The sequence below is a fragment of the Rickettsiales bacterium genome (assembly GCA_033762595.1).
Classification (GTDB): domain Bacteria; phylum Pseudomonadota; class Alphaproteobacteria; order Rickettsiales; family UBA8987; genus JANPLD01.
In genome coordinates, this window is the sequence record JANRLM010000031.1 from 39,668 (window position 1) to 53,933 (window position 14,266).

Below are 14,266 nucleotides of genomic sequence, written 5' to 3' on the forward strand. Positions count from 1 at the left end.
AATCTCAATTCATAAATTTTTTGCTTAATTTTAATGCTTCAGAAAGGGTTTTAGGAAAGGGTTGAAGCTCAGCTTGATATTGCTTATCATAAGCATTGCCATATATTTTTTGAGGTGGAATAATTTTTTCTTTAAGCCCTAAATAAACACCTTCTAAAATTTTATTTATAACATCTGCGGGGTTTGCATCGGCGCCTGCAACTCTGTGTTCAATGTGCCGAGAGTTTTCATCGATAGTGCTGGCTGGAATTCTGATAGCAGTAGTGCGATTATTCCCGCCCCAGCTTACATTAACTGGTGCGTTATTGTGTGAAACCATTGGGTTTGCTTGCTTATGATTGTTTCTATCAGAAGTAAATCTTAAATAGGAATTTTCGTTAGGTGCAAAATAAATGAAGTTTTTGAGCATTGTATCGCATAATCCACCAATTGCATAAAGCATTGTTTCGCTTTCAGTTTTTTCATCAATTCTTTTAAGGGCGGAAATGCCAGAATTATCAACCAATGAAATATGTATATGAAGCCCAGAGCCCGGCAAATCTTGAAGTGGTTTTGCCTCAAAAATAGCTTGGTATCCTTCATCTTTAGCGGTTTTAGAAATAAATTCTTTTGTCCAATTAATCTCATTAATTGCGATATTTGGCTTTTGTGGGGTTAGAGAAATTTCAAACTGCCCTTCGGTAACTTCTTTATCCAAACGATGAATTTTTATATTAGTTTTAGAAAATTCTAGCAGTAATTTTGCAAGGAAATCTTTTTCTTGATCGGAATTTCTGGTTGGGCAGGGTTCAAGATAAAACTCAATTTCACAGGCGATTAGAGCGTTTAATTCAAATTCTTGTAAAATTAAATTTTCATACATAGTGGTGGTATTTGGGTGTTGAGAGTTGCTTTTAATTCCCTCCCCTGTTTACGGGGGAGGGTTAGGGTGGGGGCATTATTTATAAAATATTAGTGAAGGGTTATGACTTGGCTTACTTTTTCCTAACCTAAGTTTTTTATTTTATGTTTAGCCCCCCTCTTAATCTCCCGCCGCAAGCAGGGGGAGAAATTTTTTATGGATTAATCCTAAACCCTACCCACAATTTCCAAATCTTTTTTCAATAACGTCAGTAAGAGAGATTTTTTGAAAAAAACCATCAACATAATTTTCTAAATTATCCCATAAATCGTGAGTTGCACATTTTGCCTTAGTTGCAAGGCAGCCAGAATTTTCTTCGCTGTTACAACGAACCATTTTTATTTTGTCATCAACTGCATTTATAATTTCAGAAATATGGATTTCATTTGCGGGTTTTGCAAGGCTATAGCCGCCGCCAGGGCCTCTTGAGGATTTAACTATTCCAGCATTTTTTAGCTTGGAAAAAATTTGTTCAAGATAAGGAATTGTAATATTTTGGCGTTCGGAAATATCGGCTAGACTGATAATTTTAGAAAAATCATTATCAGATTGCTTAACCTGCATCGCAATATCTACAAGTGCCATAACGGCGTATCTTCCTTTAGAAGTTAGGAGCATAATTTTGTTGATGGTTTATGGTTGATAGTTGATTATAAAAATTACCATAAACTATCAACAATTAACCAGTAGCTAGTTGGAAACCCAACCCTTAGCGGTTTTTTCGGCTTCTTTGTTGTTTTTTTCAATTTCTTCTAAGCGTTTAGATAATTGCAGAACTTGTTTAGAAAGCTCATCAATTAATAATTGCCTTGAATCTATATCGCCAGCCGAAGTTGCTGCATAAGCAGAAAATTTTTCTGAGTTTATAATTTCAGATTTCTTAACAACTTTTCTAGCTGGAATTCCGACCATTATGGCGTTTTCCTCAACATCAGAAATAACCACCGCATTTGAGCCAATTTTTGAACCTTCACGAACATTAATTGCACCAAGTAATTGAGCACCAGAGCCAATTATAACATTATTGCCGATAGTTGGGTGGCGTTTTGCACCTTTTGCGATATCTTGCGGGGAAACTCCGCCTAAAGTTACGCCATGATATATGGTTACATTATCGCCAATTTCTGCGGTTTCACCAATCACAACGCCCATTCCGTGATCAATAAATAGGTTTTTGCCAAGTGTTGCACCAGGGTGAATTTCAATACCTGTAAGAAATCTTGAAAATGCAGAGATAAATCTTGCAAGGGTTTTGAAGTTTTTTTTCCAAAACCAATGTGCAAGACGATGAAATATAATTGCGTGAAAGCCGGGATAGCACAAAATAACCTCAAGCCTGCTTCTTGCGGCGGGGTCTCTTGAGAAAAATGAATCTACTTCTTCTATAATTTTTTTGAACATTAGTTGTAAGATTAGCTCTAATTTTTAGAGTTATATTTCTTTTTGAATTTATTTCAATAATTTAACTTGATTAAGAGGCAACCTTATTATTTACAAAATGTAATAAAGTAGTTATAGCACAATCCATATATTATAAATCGCAAATTTTTTGAGGTATTAATATGCCTGAAGTTATTATACCAGGCCCAGCGGGCAGAATTGAAGGAAGATATCATCATAATGATGATGGAAATTCCCCAGTAGCGTTAGTGTTACACCCACATCCAAAACATGGTGGCACAATGAACAATAAGGTTGCGTATAGCATTTATAAGGCTTTTGCGGTGAATGGTTTTTCTGTTTTGCGTTTTAATTTTCGTGGGGTTGGAAAATCTGAAGGCACTTTTGATAATGGAATTGGTGAGCTTACAGATGCGGCTGCTTGCTTGGATTGGCTTCAAAAAATGAACCCTGACGCTTCAACTTTTTGGATATCTGGATTTTCTTTCGGTGCGTGGATTTCCTTTCAGTTACTTATGAGAAGGCCAGAGCTTGAAAGCTTTGTATGCGTTTCTCCGCCAGCTAATATGTATGATTTTGGTTTCCTCTCTCCTTGTCCTCGCTCTGGTTTAATAGTGCAGGGTGATGAAGATAGTATTGTTGATGAGCCTGCCGTTCGCAAACTTGCTGATAAATTAAATTCGCAAAAAGATATAGAAGTTGATTATCGTATTATTAGAGGTGGTGATCACTTTTTTAGAGGGCTTGGCGATAATTTAGATGATGCTTTAAGGCAATATGTGAAGGTTTATTCTGAGCCTCTTAAAAAGAGGGGAAGAATTAAGCTGGACAAAAAACGCCGCCAACTGCCGAAGACAAGCTAACACCAGTTGTTGAGCTAAAAGTTATTGGCTTATTTAGCATTGAGCGAACTGCCAAAAATCCAAACCCTTGTGATTCTATATAATCTGTATCCAGCCTTTCATTTACAATGCTGATTGGCTCAACTTTTGTATTTTCTAAAATTTCAGATAATCTTTTTAGGAAGTAGAAATTTTTAGCACCACCGCCGCAGAAAAATAAATATTTTGGTTTTTGAGGAAGTAATTTAATCCCTTCTAACACTGATTGCACAGTTATTTCAGCTATGGTCGCAACTTTATCGTAAAAAATTTGTGTATTATTTTTTTGTAAAATATCAAAAACTTTTTGCCTAAATTCATTTCTATCTAAAGATTTTGGATAAGGTTTTTTGAAGAAATCATCTTGCAAAATTTCAGAAATTACTGAAAAATTTGGGCTACCTTGTAGGGCAAATCTGCCCCCTTCATCATATTGAAACCTGCCTTCTTGACGCAAAAAATCATCAATCAAAGCGTTTCCGGCACCTACATCAAACGCAATTAAATTTTTATCATCAATATAAGTTATGTTTGAAACGCCACCCACATTAAGCACTATCGCTGGATAGTATTTTTCATCAATTATCGCTTTATGATATATTGGAATTACAGGTGCACCTTGACCGCCATTTGCGATATCATTAGCCCTAAAATTATAGATTACATTTATGCCAGTTTTTTTGGCAAGCAAATTGCCATCGCCAATTTGCCAAGTGAATTTTCTTTGCGGTTGGTGATCAATTGTATGCCCGTGAAAGCCAATAATTTCAGGCTTTACATCGTCTTTGTCAAGTAATTCAAGAAGCTCAAAAACAGCCTTGATATGCTGATAGGTTATTTCTTCCTCAACTTGTTTTATAAAATTTTTATCAGCTTTTTCTTTGAGATTATATAGTGAATGAATTTTTGATTTTAACTCATACTCATAAGGCAAATAATAATTTTGCCCAAAGGAAATAACTTTTTCGCCATCAGATGAAATAATTGAAGCATCAACTCCATCAGCGGAAGTGCCACTCATCAGGCCAATTGCGGTAATTACATTTTTCACAGCATACAAAGTTTAGTAACGGCATTTTGTAGAACATCAGGTTGGAAAGGTTTTACTATCCAGCCAGAAGCCCCAGCTTGCTTGCCTTGCGTTTTAATATCGTTATTACCTTCCGTTGAAATAACCAGAATTGGTGTGTATTGAGAATTTTTTTGCTTTCTGAGCTCTTTTATCAAAGTAATACCATCCATATTAGGCATATTTATATCAGTAATTATTATATCAACTACCTGCTCACCTAATATTTTTATGGCTTTCTGGCCATCTTGTGCAGTTATGCATTCAAAACCCATTCCGTCCATAGTAGATTTTATAATTGCTCTAACCGTTGGTGAATCATCTACAATTAATGCTCTTTTCATAAGTTTTATTTTTTGATTTTACTTAAAAATAACTCAAAAAAATTATTTTAATATATCTGGCGTTAGGGAAGAAAGGCCGTGTTCAGTTTTATTCCAATGATGTGGCTTTCTAATCAATTCGATTAGTGCAAAGTAGGAAGTTAGGCAATGTAACGCCCAGTAAAATGGAAAATAAAGCGTTGAGATAATATTGCTCCACCATTTATTTTTTGCAATAATAAATACACCCAATGCAAAATGTATCAGCACGCCGAAATATAGGTTGAACAAGCAAAAATCTATAAGTGAATCAGGCAGACCATCACTAAAAGTTAGTGAAATTAAGCTGGTTAAAATCGTGAAAGGAATTAGCAAATAAACTAAAAAAGGTGCGGCGATAAAATAAAACAAACCAAAAATCCCTTTATTTCCAATGTTTTTTTGTAGAACTTTATAATTTTTTATATTTACTAAAAATGTTTGCAGATGACCTTTAAGCCAGCGTGTTCTTTGCTTTATCCAATTATTCAGCGTTATGGGTGCTTCTTCATAAGTAGTGCTGTTTATTAGGTTGGTTTCTAGGCCTGAAACTGCAATTCTAACGCCAAGATCCGCATCTTCGGTAACATTGTAAGCATCCCAAGCATATAATGTTTTCAAGGTATTAGTAGGAAAGTGATTACTCGTTCCGCCAAGTGGAATTGGTAAACCTAGAGATTTCAAGCCATATAGAAGATATTCAAACCAAGTTGCATATTCCATTGCAAAAAGAGAGGTTAAAAGATTTTCATCTTTATTATAAAAATTCAATCTCGCTTGAATTGAGGCCAATTTGCCGTTGTTTTTTTCTAGATTCATCAAGGCCTTTTTGATTTGGTAAATATCAGGTTGGTCTTCCGCATCATAGATTGTTACGAACTCACCTTTGCAATATTTTAAGGCGTAATTACAGGCTTTTGGCTTGGTCTTCGGCAGAGAATGAGGAACTCTAATAATCTGAAAATTCGCTGAAGGTTTGAGGGATTTTATTACTTCAATTGTTTCAATATCATCAATTTCAACGATCAATTTTACATCTAGTTTTTCCTGCGGATAATCAATTTTCTTAATTCCTTTAATTAGCTGATTTATCGTTAATTCCTTTTCCTTAAAAAGTGGCACTAATATTGAGTAAACAGGGAAATATTCAGAATTATTTTTGTATTCAGAGAAGTTTTTTTCTTCAATTTCTGAGTGAGTTTTTTCAAATTTATAGCCCTTATAAATAAAGTAAAATTTTGAAGCAATAACGCTTAGGAAAAAAATATTTACTAAAAATATAAAGCTATAAAAAACAATTTTATATTGAAGTGAAAATAAAAACGCTGCAAAAATAATTGCTGAAATTACGCCATTAAAACCACTAAAAAAACTCTTTTTGCTAGAGAAATTTGGTAAGTTTTTACTCACCATTTCAGCGGCCTCTAAACTATCTTTTTGTGAAAATCTTTTTTGTAAAGTCCACAAAATATCATAAGGGGAGGTTAGAAAAATATCGCAATCACCGAATTTATTTCTTAAATATTCATCTTGTTTTTCATCGGCGTCTGAGGTTGCAATCATCAGTCTCCCATCAGCTTGATCAAACGGAACATATTGTTTTTCAATGTATTCTGCCTGTAATTCTTCCTCAATAATATCTAAATTTATTGAATATTTATCAAGATCAATAAATGGCATTTTTTTAAGATCTGCTAATTCTCTGTAAAATTTGAAGGCGGAAAGCTTGCCATCTGCAAGTAAAATCTCTCCAAGTTTTGCCTTGGTTTTGAGCTGTCTTTCTAAGGCTTGCAGAATGTCATTTTCTTTGATTTGGCCTTTTTCAATAAGGTGCTCGCCAATTTTTTTAGTTTTATTTATTGAGTTTATTGGCATAGAAAAATCTATTTTAAGAAATATTTTACAAGCGATATTGTCACCCCGCATTTATTGCGGGGTGACATTGATAGAGTTTCACTAATGTAAAATAGCAAAATAAAATTATATTTCAAAAACTTTTACGAAGTGAAAGCATTGTAATTCTGCTTTTTCCAACATTTCTGCCTTCAATATCCCGCATAAAGCCAATTACAACTTCACTCTGACCGATTTTTTTAATTAGATTTATCTCACTTCTTGTTACATCAAAGCCATATCTGGCGGTGTTGGTAAATCTGGCGTAATTACTCAAGGATTTTGTATGCATAACGCCAAGCTCAACTTTATATTCTTGCTTGTAATCAAGGCCTATTTTTGCTGTATTTATTGATTGCACGCCTGCTCTTTCATCTCTAAAATCAAGATTATCGTAAGGGCGATTTCTGATAGCAGTATCTAAATTGAGAAAGTAAAAACTTCCGCCTAAACCATAAGAAATTTTTGCGGAAGTAAAGAAATCTTTTGTGCCAAATTCTGGCGTTTCTCTTGATGAATAAAAGCCGGGAAGTTCAAATCCTAATTCAGTTGAAATAATATGATTATTTTCTCTTAGCAAATTTATTCTGCCAAAAAACTCTGTAAAAACTAAGCCGTAATTGGAATCTGTAAAATCTCCAAAGATAGTTTTAGCTTGAACCATTTGCATTGAGGGCGAAAAGCCAATTGTTAAATCTTCTAAAATTCCATATCCTAAATAGGGCTTATATTCATATTTTAGAAAATCACCTTGAGGTCGTTTTATGCCCTCTCTATCATAAAGTTGGGTGATTTTATTATAATAAAAGGAATGTATAGTTTGGATTTTCCCTTTTGGTAAATTCCAAGCTGATGCGAAGATATTAAGTGGATAGAAAAAAATAATTACTAAAATTATTTTGAATGCAAAACGCACAAATCTTAGCCAATCTTTTAATGAAGCGTAACTTTAGTAAGCTTTTGCGTAGAATCATCTATTAAATTAATAGAGTCGTTATCGGAAAGATTTTCTTCAATAACCGTATGGGCAGTCATTATTGTAAGTGCAGATACATTTTTTTTAATTTCATCTAAGCTAGTTTCCTCAAGGCTTTTAATTTTAGAAATCACGATATTTTTACGATTTTGAATATCTTTTTCTAATTTTACTTTAGTGCGATTAATGATGTCTTCAGCTTGAGATTTCGCAAAGGATATAATGTTATTAGCTTCAATTTCACTTTGTGATAATTTTGCTTGAGCTTCTTTCAAAATATCTTCAGCCTCTTTTTTAAGCCTTTCAGCATCTTCTATGGCTTTTTTAATATTTGAAATTTTGCTATCAACGCCGTTAAAAAAGGCGTTTTTCATAGGCTTGAAAGCTAAAGCAAAAAAACTAAATGTTGCTATTGCAACCCAAAATGTAGGATCACTAAAGATTTTCACCATAAATAAAAGCCTTAATTTTTAATAGAGAGAGCTTTTTCAATAAGTTGTTTTTCAACTTTCAAATTAGCAAATTTACCAATTACATCTTCAACAAATGAAGCACTTTCTTTTTTTAAGATTTCAAGAGCTTCTTCTTTTGCTTGTAATATTTCTTTTTCAGCTTTGGTAAATTCTAAAACTAAATTTTGTTCAGCTGAATTAATTTCATCATTATAAAATTTATTCGCTTGATTACTAGCTTTTGAAACCATTTCAAAAGATTCATTTCTTGCTAAATTGAGCTTTTTGCTTAAGGTTTCAAATAGAGTTTTAGCCTCATCTTTAGCTTTTGATGCAGTTTCAATATTGCCAGAAATCATTGTTTCTCTAGTGTCAACAATATTTGTAATTTTTGGTGCAACCATTTTTGCGATAAAAAAATATATCAAGCCAAAAAAGGCGAACAGCCAAAAAATCTGTGAGGTAAAACTATCAATTTGCTCAAGCTGAGGCATAAACTAAATTATATTATAATATTGGTTAAACCAAAAATTATACGAATAAAATCAACATTGAAGTAACGAAAGCAAGTAAGCCTAAAACTTCCGCGAATGCAGCGCCAACGAAAGTAAGTGCTTTCATTTTTGGCTCAGCAGAAGGGTTACGAGCAACGCCATTCAAGAAAGCTGAGAAAACCATACCTACACCAAGTGCAGCACCAATTAGACCTAGTGATGAAAGACCAGCACCAATATATTTTAATACTTCAAGTTCCATTTTTATCCTCTTTTATTAAGTTAATTTTGAAAATTAGATGATTTTTGCCATCTTCAAAACCCTGACTTATATAATAATCAGAACATTGGAGAGTGCAAAGTTGTCTTTGCGTCATCTTGAGCGAAGCTAAATATCTAAATTAAAAGCTAGATTCTTCGCTATGTAAGAATGACATTTAGGGAAAATTTCAGTGCATATTTACAGCATCGTTAAGATAAATGCAAATAAGAATTGAAAAAATAAATGCTTGTATAAAACCAACTAATAATTCTAAACCAACAAGTGCAATTGCAAATGCAAATGGCACAACACCTAATACTAAGGTTATTGATGCGAGGCTGATTATAAACCCTGCAAAAATCTTCATCACGATGTGTCCAGCTGTCATTGCTGCGGCTAACCTAATCCCTAAACTTACAGGGCGGATTAAATATGAAATTAATTCAATCGGAGTAATTAAAGGTAGCATATAAGCTGGAACGCCTTGCGGAACAAAAAGATGAAAATAATGTAAGCCGTGCCTTGCGAAGCCAATAATATTTACAATTATAAATGCGAATAAAGCGAGTGCAAAAGTAGCAATGATATGGCTTGTAACGGTGAAGGAATAAGGGAGCATTCCAACTAGATTGCAGCCTAAAACTAGCAAGAAAATACTAAACACGAAAGGGAAGTATTTTTTGCCGGCATCACCAACATTTTCTTTCAGCATATTTGCGATAAAATCATATGCGAGCTCAATTGTAGCTTGGAAACGATTTGGAATAAGTGAGGTTTTTCTTAGCCCAAATGTGAAGAAAAATGTTACAAAACCAAAAACTAATAAAAGCATTAAAGATGAGTTTGTAAAGCTGATGTCAAACCCTGCAACATCTAGCTTTACCAATGGTTTTACCTTAAATTGTTCTAGTGGGCTGTGTGCCATAAAAATATAAAATGTCAATTTTTTGAGACTTGCTTATAAATATTATAAAATGATCCTGCAAGACCTAAAATTATTAAAATTATTAAAAATAATGGTTTTGTTTCAAAATATTTATCTAATTGATAGCCAACAAAAACTCCAAAAATTAAGCCAGCAACTAATTCTGCAAGAACTCTTTCTGCTCTAAGTGCTTCATTATTTTGTTTGGTTTTTGGAGCGGAAAATTTTTCTAAATCCTTGTTAAGGTTTTCAATTTTTTCCTTCAGGTTTTTTTCCATCAGATTTTGTTTTTTTAACTTTCTTCTTTGCTTTCTTTTTTGGCTGATTTGCAAGTTTTTCTTCAAGCATTTTTTTGAAATCTTCATAATTGCGAGAGCCTAAATATCTATTGCCATCAACAAAAATAGTAGGTGTTGATTCAATTCCAAGCCCATCAATTGCTTCTTTCTGGCGAGCTAGAAGTTTTTTGATATCTTCCTCATTATTATAGCACTTCTCAAATTGCTCAGAAGATAAACCGCCGATTTTAGAAATAGTTTTTAATCTATCAATTAAACCGGATTCATTTTTCGTGTAAGCCCATTGGCTTTGGCTTTTGAACAACGCCCCAACAAACGCCGCGCGAGAGGCTTCAGGTGCACAATTAGCAAGCAATGTTGCTTTAACTGCTGGTGCGTTTAGAGGGAAATTTCTGAATTTATAATAAACTTTGCCACTATCTATAAAATCTTTTTTTAGATTGTAATAAACTTTATCGTGAAATTCTTTGCAGTGAACGCAAGAAAGTGAAGCATATTCAACTATTTTTATTGGTGCATTTTTTTTGCCAACGGAAATATCTTCCGCAAAATCAGTTGTAAGCAAATCTTTTTTGAATTTATCTGATTTTTCAAACTCCTCAATTTTCTTGAGGTATCCTTGATAAGCCTCAACTTGTGCTGCTAATTTTTTTTGATAATCAGCTTGCTCTGTAGTAGCCTTTTTTTCTTCCTTTTTTTTACTTTCTTCAGCAAAAGCAATATTTGCAAAGCTTAAGGTTACAGACAATATTAATGTGATAAATTTCATAATAAAAAATTTTGTTATTTGTTATTATTTTTAATAAAAACCAAATTTGTCACCCCGCATTTATTGCTGGGTTAAGAGATGATACAACTTAAACCGAACCAACTTAACTTCATACCAGCGAAAGCGGGTATCCATTGTTGACTAGATTCCCGCTTTCGCGGGAATGAAACATCGTATTAATTTTTTTAACCCCTCTAACCAAGTTCGGCGTGACATTTTGAGTTTAGGCTTAACATAAATATCAAACCTAAATATTAATTCAAATTTTTTCTAAAAATTATTTCATCAATAGCCTGATAGCCGAAATAGGTTTTAATTCTCTCAAGGAGTGTATCTTTCATATGTGAAGCCTCAAGCATAAAGCTCGGTTGCACGGAGAGATAGAGGATATTTTTATTATTTTTTCCGATAGAAATTTTTGTAAGAGAAATTTTTTTGGCAATTTCTTCACCAAAAATTTTTGCCCAAGAGGTGATGAAAACTGCTTCCAGCTTGTTTTTTCCTTTAAGGTGCGGTTTTATAAGCTCAGAAATTATGGAAGATAAATCATTCTCATAATTTTTTCTTTTATTTTCAAGCCAATCTTCTCGCATTTTATAAAATTTGTTAATATGATTGATTTAGCCATAGAAATTCTTATTTTGCATCAAAAATTATAAAATTATGTTAACACGCTTTGCACCCAGCCCAACGGGCTTTCTTCACATTGGAAACATCAGAACGGCTCTGATTTGCTGGCTTTATGCTCGCAAATCTGGCGGAAAGTTTATGCTTCGCATTGATGACACTGATAGAGAAAGAAGTAGAGAGGAATTTGTTGAGGCAATCCGAGAGGATTTAGCTTGGCTTGGTATTTCACCTGATATGGAAATGAGGCAATCTGAAAGATTTCCAAGATATAACGTGGTTATTGAAAAATTAAAATCAATCGGTAGGCTATATCCTTGTTATGAAACCGCTGAGGAGCTTGATTTTAAGCGAAAAATCCAACTTGGGCGAGGAATGCCACCTGTTTATGATAGGGCTTCTCTCAAACTTTCTGATGCTGAAAAAGCGAAATTGGAAAGTGAAGGCAAAAAGCCGCATTATCGCTTTCTACTTGAAGATAAGGAAATAGAATGGGTTGATGAGATTAGGGGTGCTATAAAAATTTCTCCAACTTCAATGTCTGATCCTATAGTAATTCGTGGAAATGGTGATTATACTTATATGTTGCCTTCTTCAGTTGATGATATTGATTTCTCTGTAACGCATATTTTGCGTGGTGAGGATCACATTTCTAACACTGCAATTCAAATTCAAATTATGCAAGCTTTGGGGGCGAAAATTCCAAATTTTGCTCACAATTCTTTGATAAAAAATCGTGAAGGAAAATTATCCAAAAGAACTGGAAAGGCTGGTGTTGCAGAGCTAAGAGGGCAAGGCGTTCTGCCGATTGCTTTATGTTCATTTTTAGCAAAACTTGGTACTTCAGATAATGTTGAGCTTAAAGAAAATCTTCAGCAATTAGTAGATGAGTTTGATATTCATAAATTTTCAAAAGCCCCAACGCAATATGATTTTGAAGATATGCTGAGGCTTAATTCTAAGGCTTTGCACATCACAAAATTCGCTGATGTTAAAGCGAGTCTTCCAGCTCAAATGACGGAGGAATTTTGGAATTCCGTTCGGTCAAATGTTGAAAATATTGAAACCGCAAAACTTTGGTGGGATATTTGCACTGGTGAAGTTAAGGCAGAAATTGCCGCTGAGGATATTGATTTTCTTAAAGAATCAGCAAATTTATTGCCTCAAGGTGAAATTAATTCTACCACTTGGGATATTTGGGTTGCGGAGCTAAAAGATAAAACTTCTAGAAAAGGAAAGCAATTATTTATGCCACTTCGTAAAGCTCTAACAGGGCTTGAACACGGCCCCGAGCTTAAAGATTTACTGCCACTTCTCGGTAGAGAAGTTATTTTGAAGCGTCTTAACGGCACTAATTAAATTTTACAACAAATAAATACAGCAAAATGTTGTTTTGATTGTTTTTCTAAATAAAATAAACTATAATGTTTAATGTAGAGTTCACAAAAAGAGCTATTAAGGATTTTCAAAAACTAGATTCTTCAACTCAATCTAGGGTATTGAAATCGCTAAATATTCTAGCGGAATCACCTTATACAAATCCTAATGTTAAAAAGTTAACTAACAGAGAGGGTTATAGGTTAAGAGTTGGTGATTACAGAGTTATTTTTGAAATTAAAAACAAAGAATTAATAATTTTAGTTTTAGAAACGGGTCATAGAAAAAATATATATCATTAAAGATGAAAAACATTGTTGAAATAGAGGGTAAGGAATTTATTTTTATTCCTAAAGAATATTATCAAGAGCTAACTCAAGGTGCGGAAATGCTTGCGGATATAATTGCTTACGATAAAGCTAAATCAAAATTTTTTGAAGATGAGGAAACTTTTCCATTAAGTTTACTTGAAAGAAAATTTATAAATAAGGAAAACCCTATACTTATTTATCGCGAGCATCGCAATATTAGTCAATCTCAGCTTGCAAAAAAAGCTAGTGTTTCACAACAATATATTCAGCAATTAGAATCTGGAAAAAGAAAGGGAACAACGCAAATATTGAAAAAAATCGCTAAAGCTCTTAACGTTGATATTGAAAATCTTATATAATGAAACTTCATCTCCACAACTCGCTTTCAGATAGGAAAGAGGAATTTATTCCGCATAACCCAAGTAAAATCGGAATGTATGTTTGCGGGCCAACCGTTTATGATTTTCCTCATATTGGCAATGCGAGGGCGGTGGTGGTGTATGATATTTTGTATCGCATTTTGCTTCTCAAATATGATGCGGAAAATTTTTCTGAGGTGATTTCTGGCAAGAAAACCTCGCAAAAAGTAACTTATGTTCGCAATATCACGGATGTTGATGATAAAATAAATAAAGCAGCGATTGAAAATAAAGAATCTATCCAAAATTTAACTGCTAGAATTACCAAGTTTTTTCAAGAGGATATGGCGGAATTAAATAATCTTGAGCCAAGTTTTCAGCCAAAAGTTACTGAGAATATACCTGAAATTATCGCAACTATTGAGAGAATTCTGCAAAATAAAAACGCTTATATATCGGAAGGGCATATTTTGCTTGATGTTAAATCAATAAAGCCTGATGAAACCTATCATTACGGAGTTCTTTCAGGCAAGCAGATTGAGCAAAATATTGCTGGGGCTAGGGTTCAGGTGGAATCTTACAAGAAAAACCCAGAAGATTTCGTTCTTTGGAAGCCTGCCGATGCGGAAGATGATATTTCCAGCGTGTTTGAAAGCCCTTGGGGCAAGGGCAGGCCGGGTTGGCACATTGAATGCACTGCGATGTCTAACAAAATTCTCGGCTCTGATTTTGATATTCATGGTGGCGGAGCGGATCTCAAATTTCCGCATCACGAGAATGAAATTGCCCAGAACAAATGTGCAAATCCGCACTCTCATTATGCAAAATACTGGGTTCATAATGGTTTTGTTACCATTAATGGTGAAAAAATGAGTAAATCTCTTGGTAATTTCACTAGCGTTAGAAAT

Annotated in this window: 19 protein-coding genes; 5 read left to right on the forward strand and 14 right to left on the reverse strand. The window is 33.8% G+C overall.

What is annotated here, in order from left to right:
• Nucleotides 1-4 precede the first annotated feature (4 nt).
• The 3 genes from SFT90_02625 to cysE all read right to left on the reverse strand — a co-directional run bounded on the left by SFT90_02625 (nucleotide 5) and on the right by cysE (nucleotide 2,302).
• Entirely contained in the window at nucleotides 5-862 is an 858-nt protein-coding gene (locus tag SFT90_02625) for a hypothetical protein (GenBank protein ID MDX1949379.1), read from the reverse strand.
• Between the two features lie 213 nt (nucleotides 863-1,075).
• Nucleotides 1,076-1,519, reverse strand: coding sequence for an Rrf2 family transcriptional regulator (locus tag SFT90_02630; GenBank protein ID MDX1949380.1), 444 nt, complete (start codon nucleotides 1,517-1,519; stop codon nucleotides 1,076-1,078).
• Between the two features lie 72 nt (nucleotides 1,520-1,591).
• Nucleotides 1,592-2,302 (reverse strand): serine O-acetyltransferase, encoded by a 711-nt coding sequence (gene cysE / locus SFT90_02635; protein ID MDX1949381.1) that lies wholly within the window; start codon nucleotides 2,300-2,302, stop codon nucleotides 1,592-1,594.
• 161 nt (nucleotides 2,303-2,463) lie between these two features.
• Between cysE and SFT90_02640 the strand changes: the two genes are divergently transcribed.
• The gene (locus SFT90_02640; protein ID MDX1949382.1) at nucleotides 2,464-3,165 is read left to right on the forward strand and encodes an alpha/beta hydrolase; all 702 of its coding nucleotides are present in this window, start codon (nucleotides 2,464-2,466) and stop codon (nucleotides 3,163-3,165) included.
• Here the strand turns inward: SFT90_02640 and SFT90_02645 are convergent.
• From SFT90_02645 to SFT90_02695, 11 genes are all read right to left on the reverse strand, one after another.
• Complete coding sequence (locus tag SFT90_02645) at nucleotides 3,122-4,234, reverse strand: anhydro-N-acetylmuramic acid kinase (GenBank protein MDX1949383.1); 1,113 nt, start codon at nucleotides 4,232-4,234, stop codon at nucleotides 3,122-3,124. The genes SFT90_02640 and SFT90_02645 overlap by 44 nt on opposite strands.
• Complete coding sequence (locus tag SFT90_02650; GenBank protein ID MDX1949384.1) at nucleotides 4,231-4,596, reverse strand: response regulator; 366 nt, start codon at nucleotides 4,594-4,596, stop codon at nucleotides 4,231-4,233. Before SFT90_02650 ends, SFT90_02645 begins: the two co-directional genes overlap by 4 nt.
• Nucleotides 4,597-4,638: 42 nt before the next feature.
• On the reverse strand, nucleotides 4,639-6,540 hold the full coding sequence (locus SFT90_02655; protein ID MDX1949385.1) for a glycosyltransferase: 1,902 nt from the start codon (nucleotides 6,538-6,540) through the stop codon (nucleotides 4,639-4,641).
• A 61-nt stretch (nucleotides 6,541-6,601) separates the two neighbouring features.
• Nucleotides 6,602-7,423, reverse strand: a complete 822-nt coding sequence (locus SFT90_02660; GenBank protein ID MDX1949386.1) for a hypothetical protein — start codon at nucleotides 7,421-7,423, stop codon at nucleotides 6,602-6,604.
• A 17-nt stretch (nucleotides 7,424-7,440) separates the two neighbouring features.
• Nucleotides 7,441-7,935, reverse strand: coding sequence for a hypothetical protein (locus tag SFT90_02665; GenBank protein ID MDX1949387.1), 495 nt, complete (start codon nucleotides 7,933-7,935; stop codon nucleotides 7,441-7,443).
• An 11-nt stretch (nucleotides 7,936-7,946) separates the two neighbouring features.
• Complete coding sequence (locus SFT90_02670) at nucleotides 7,947-8,429, reverse strand: hypothetical protein (GenBank protein ID MDX1949388.1); 483 nt, start codon at nucleotides 8,427-8,429, stop codon at nucleotides 7,947-7,949.
• 37 nt (nucleotides 8,430-8,466) lie between these two features.
• Nucleotides 8,467-8,691 carry a F0F1 ATP synthase subunit C gene (locus SFT90_02675; protein ID MDX1949389.1) on the reverse strand — a complete coding sequence of 75 codons (225 nt, stop codon included), beginning with the start codon at nucleotides 8,689-8,691 and terminating at the stop codon, nucleotides 8,467-8,469.
• A 187-nt stretch (nucleotides 8,692-8,878) separates the two neighbouring features.
• Nucleotides 8,879-9,616 (reverse strand): F0F1 ATP synthase subunit A, encoded by a 738-nt coding sequence (locus tag SFT90_02680; protein ID MDX1949390.1) that lies wholly within the window; start codon nucleotides 9,614-9,616, stop codon nucleotides 8,879-8,881.
• 14 nt (nucleotides 9,617-9,630) lie between these two features.
• Nucleotides 9,631-9,894: an AtpZ/AtpI family protein gene (locus SFT90_02685; protein ID MDX1949391.1), complete on the reverse strand. Its 264-nt coding sequence runs from the start codon at nucleotides 9,892-9,894 to the stop codon at nucleotides 9,631-9,633.
• On the reverse strand, nucleotides 9,866-10,684 hold the full coding sequence (locus SFT90_02690; protein ID MDX1949392.1) for a DsbA family protein: 819 nt from the start codon (nucleotides 10,682-10,684) through the stop codon (nucleotides 9,866-9,868). Before SFT90_02690 ends, SFT90_02685 begins: the two co-directional genes overlap by 29 nt.
• A gap of 254 nt (nucleotides 10,685-10,938) precedes the next feature.
• Nucleotides 10,939-11,277, reverse strand: coding sequence for a DUF721 domain-containing protein (locus SFT90_02695; protein MDX1949393.1), 339 nt, complete (start codon nucleotides 11,275-11,277; stop codon nucleotides 10,939-10,941).
• 70 nt (nucleotides 11,278-11,347) lie between these two features.
• Here SFT90_02695 and gltX point away from each other — a divergent pair, with 70 nt between their 5' ends.
• The 4 genes from gltX to cysS form a co-directional block, all read left to right on the forward strand.
• Nucleotides 11,348-12,670 carry a glutamate--tRNA ligase gene (gltX, locus tag SFT90_02700; GenBank protein ID MDX1949394.1) on the forward strand — a complete coding sequence of 441 codons (1,323 nt, stop codon included), beginning with the start codon at nucleotides 11,348-11,350 and terminating at the stop codon, nucleotides 12,668-12,670.
• Between the two features lie 65 nt (nucleotides 12,671-12,735).
• Complete coding sequence (locus tag SFT90_02705) at nucleotides 12,736-12,990, forward strand: type II toxin-antitoxin system RelE/ParE family toxin (protein ID MDX1949395.1); 255 nt, start codon at nucleotides 12,736-12,738, stop codon at nucleotides 12,988-12,990.
• Nucleotides 12,991-12,992: 2 nt separating this feature from the next.
• On the forward strand, nucleotides 12,993-13,358 hold the full coding sequence (locus tag SFT90_02710) for a helix-turn-helix transcriptional regulator (protein ID MDX1949396.1): 366 nt from the start codon (nucleotides 12,993-12,995) through the stop codon (nucleotides 13,356-13,358).
• Nucleotides 13,358-14,266 (forward strand): cysteine--tRNA ligase (cysS, locus tag SFT90_02715; protein MDX1949397.1); only part of this gene is annotated, 909 nt, incomplete at its 3' end. The genes SFT90_02710 and cysS, both read left to right, overlap by 1 nt.

What these genes read in the sequence shown, in the direction of transcription:
- SFT90_02625 (MDX1949379.1), bottom strand. Translation starts at nt 862, where the DNA reads ATGTATGAAAATTTAATTTTACAAGAATTTGAATTAAACGCTCTAATC.
- SFT90_02630 (MDX1949380.1), bottom strand. Translation starts at nt 1,519, where the DNA reads ATGCTCCTAACTTCTAAAGGAAGATACGCCGTTATGGCACTTGTAGAT.
- cysE (MDX1949381.1), bottom strand. Translation starts at nt 2,302, where the DNA reads ATGTTCAAAAAAATTATAGAAGAAGTAGATTCATTTTTCTCAAGAGAC.
- SFT90_02640 (MDX1949382.1), top strand. Translation starts at nt 2,464, where the DNA reads ATGCCTGAAGTTATTATACCAGGCCCAGCGGGCAGAATTGAAGGAAGA.
- SFT90_02650 (MDX1949384.1), bottom strand. Translation starts at nt 4,596, where the DNA reads ATGAAAAGAGCATTAATTGTAGATGATTCACCAACGGTTAGAGCAATT.
- SFT90_02655 (MDX1949385.1), bottom strand. Translation starts at nt 6,540, where the DNA reads ATGCGGGGTGACAATATCGCTTGTAAAATATTTCTTAAAATAGATTTT.
- SFT90_02665 (MDX1949387.1), bottom strand. Translation starts at nt 7,935, where the DNA reads ATGGTGAAAATCTTTAGTGATCCTACATTTTGGGTTGCAATAGCAACA.
- SFT90_02670 (MDX1949388.1), bottom strand. Translation starts at nt 8,429, where the DNA reads ATGCCTCAGCTTGAGCAAATTGATAGTTTTACCTCACAGATTTTTTGG.
- SFT90_02675 (MDX1949389.1), bottom strand. Translation starts at nt 8,691, where the DNA reads ATGGAACTTGAAGTATTAAAATATATTGGTGCTGGTCTTTCATCACTA.
- SFT90_02680 (MDX1949390.1), bottom strand. Translation starts at nt 9,616, where the DNA reads ATGGCACACAGCCCACTAGAACAATTTAAGGTAAAACCATTGGTAAAG.
- SFT90_02685 (MDX1949391.1), bottom strand. Translation starts at nt 9,894, where the DNA reads ATGGAAAAAAACCTGAAGGAAAAAATTGAAAACCTTAACAAGGATTTA.
- SFT90_02690 (MDX1949392.1), bottom strand. Translation starts at nt 10,684, where the DNA reads ATGAAATTTATCACATTAATATTGTCTGTAACCTTAAGCTTTGCAAAT.
- SFT90_02695 (MDX1949393.1), bottom strand. Translation starts at nt 11,277, where the DNA reads ATGCGAGAAGATTGGCTTGAAAATAAAAGAAAAAATTATGAGAATGAT.
- gltX (MDX1949394.1), top strand. Translation starts at nt 11,348, where the DNA reads ATGTTAACACGCTTTGCACCCAGCCCAACGGGCTTTCTTCACATTGGA.
- SFT90_02705 (MDX1949395.1), top strand. Translation starts at nt 12,736, where the DNA reads ATGTTTAATGTAGAGTTCACAAAAAGAGCTATTAAGGATTTTCAAAAA.
- SFT90_02710 (MDX1949396.1), top strand. Translation starts at nt 12,993, where the DNA reads ATGAAAAACATTGTTGAAATAGAGGGTAAGGAATTTATTTTTATTCCT.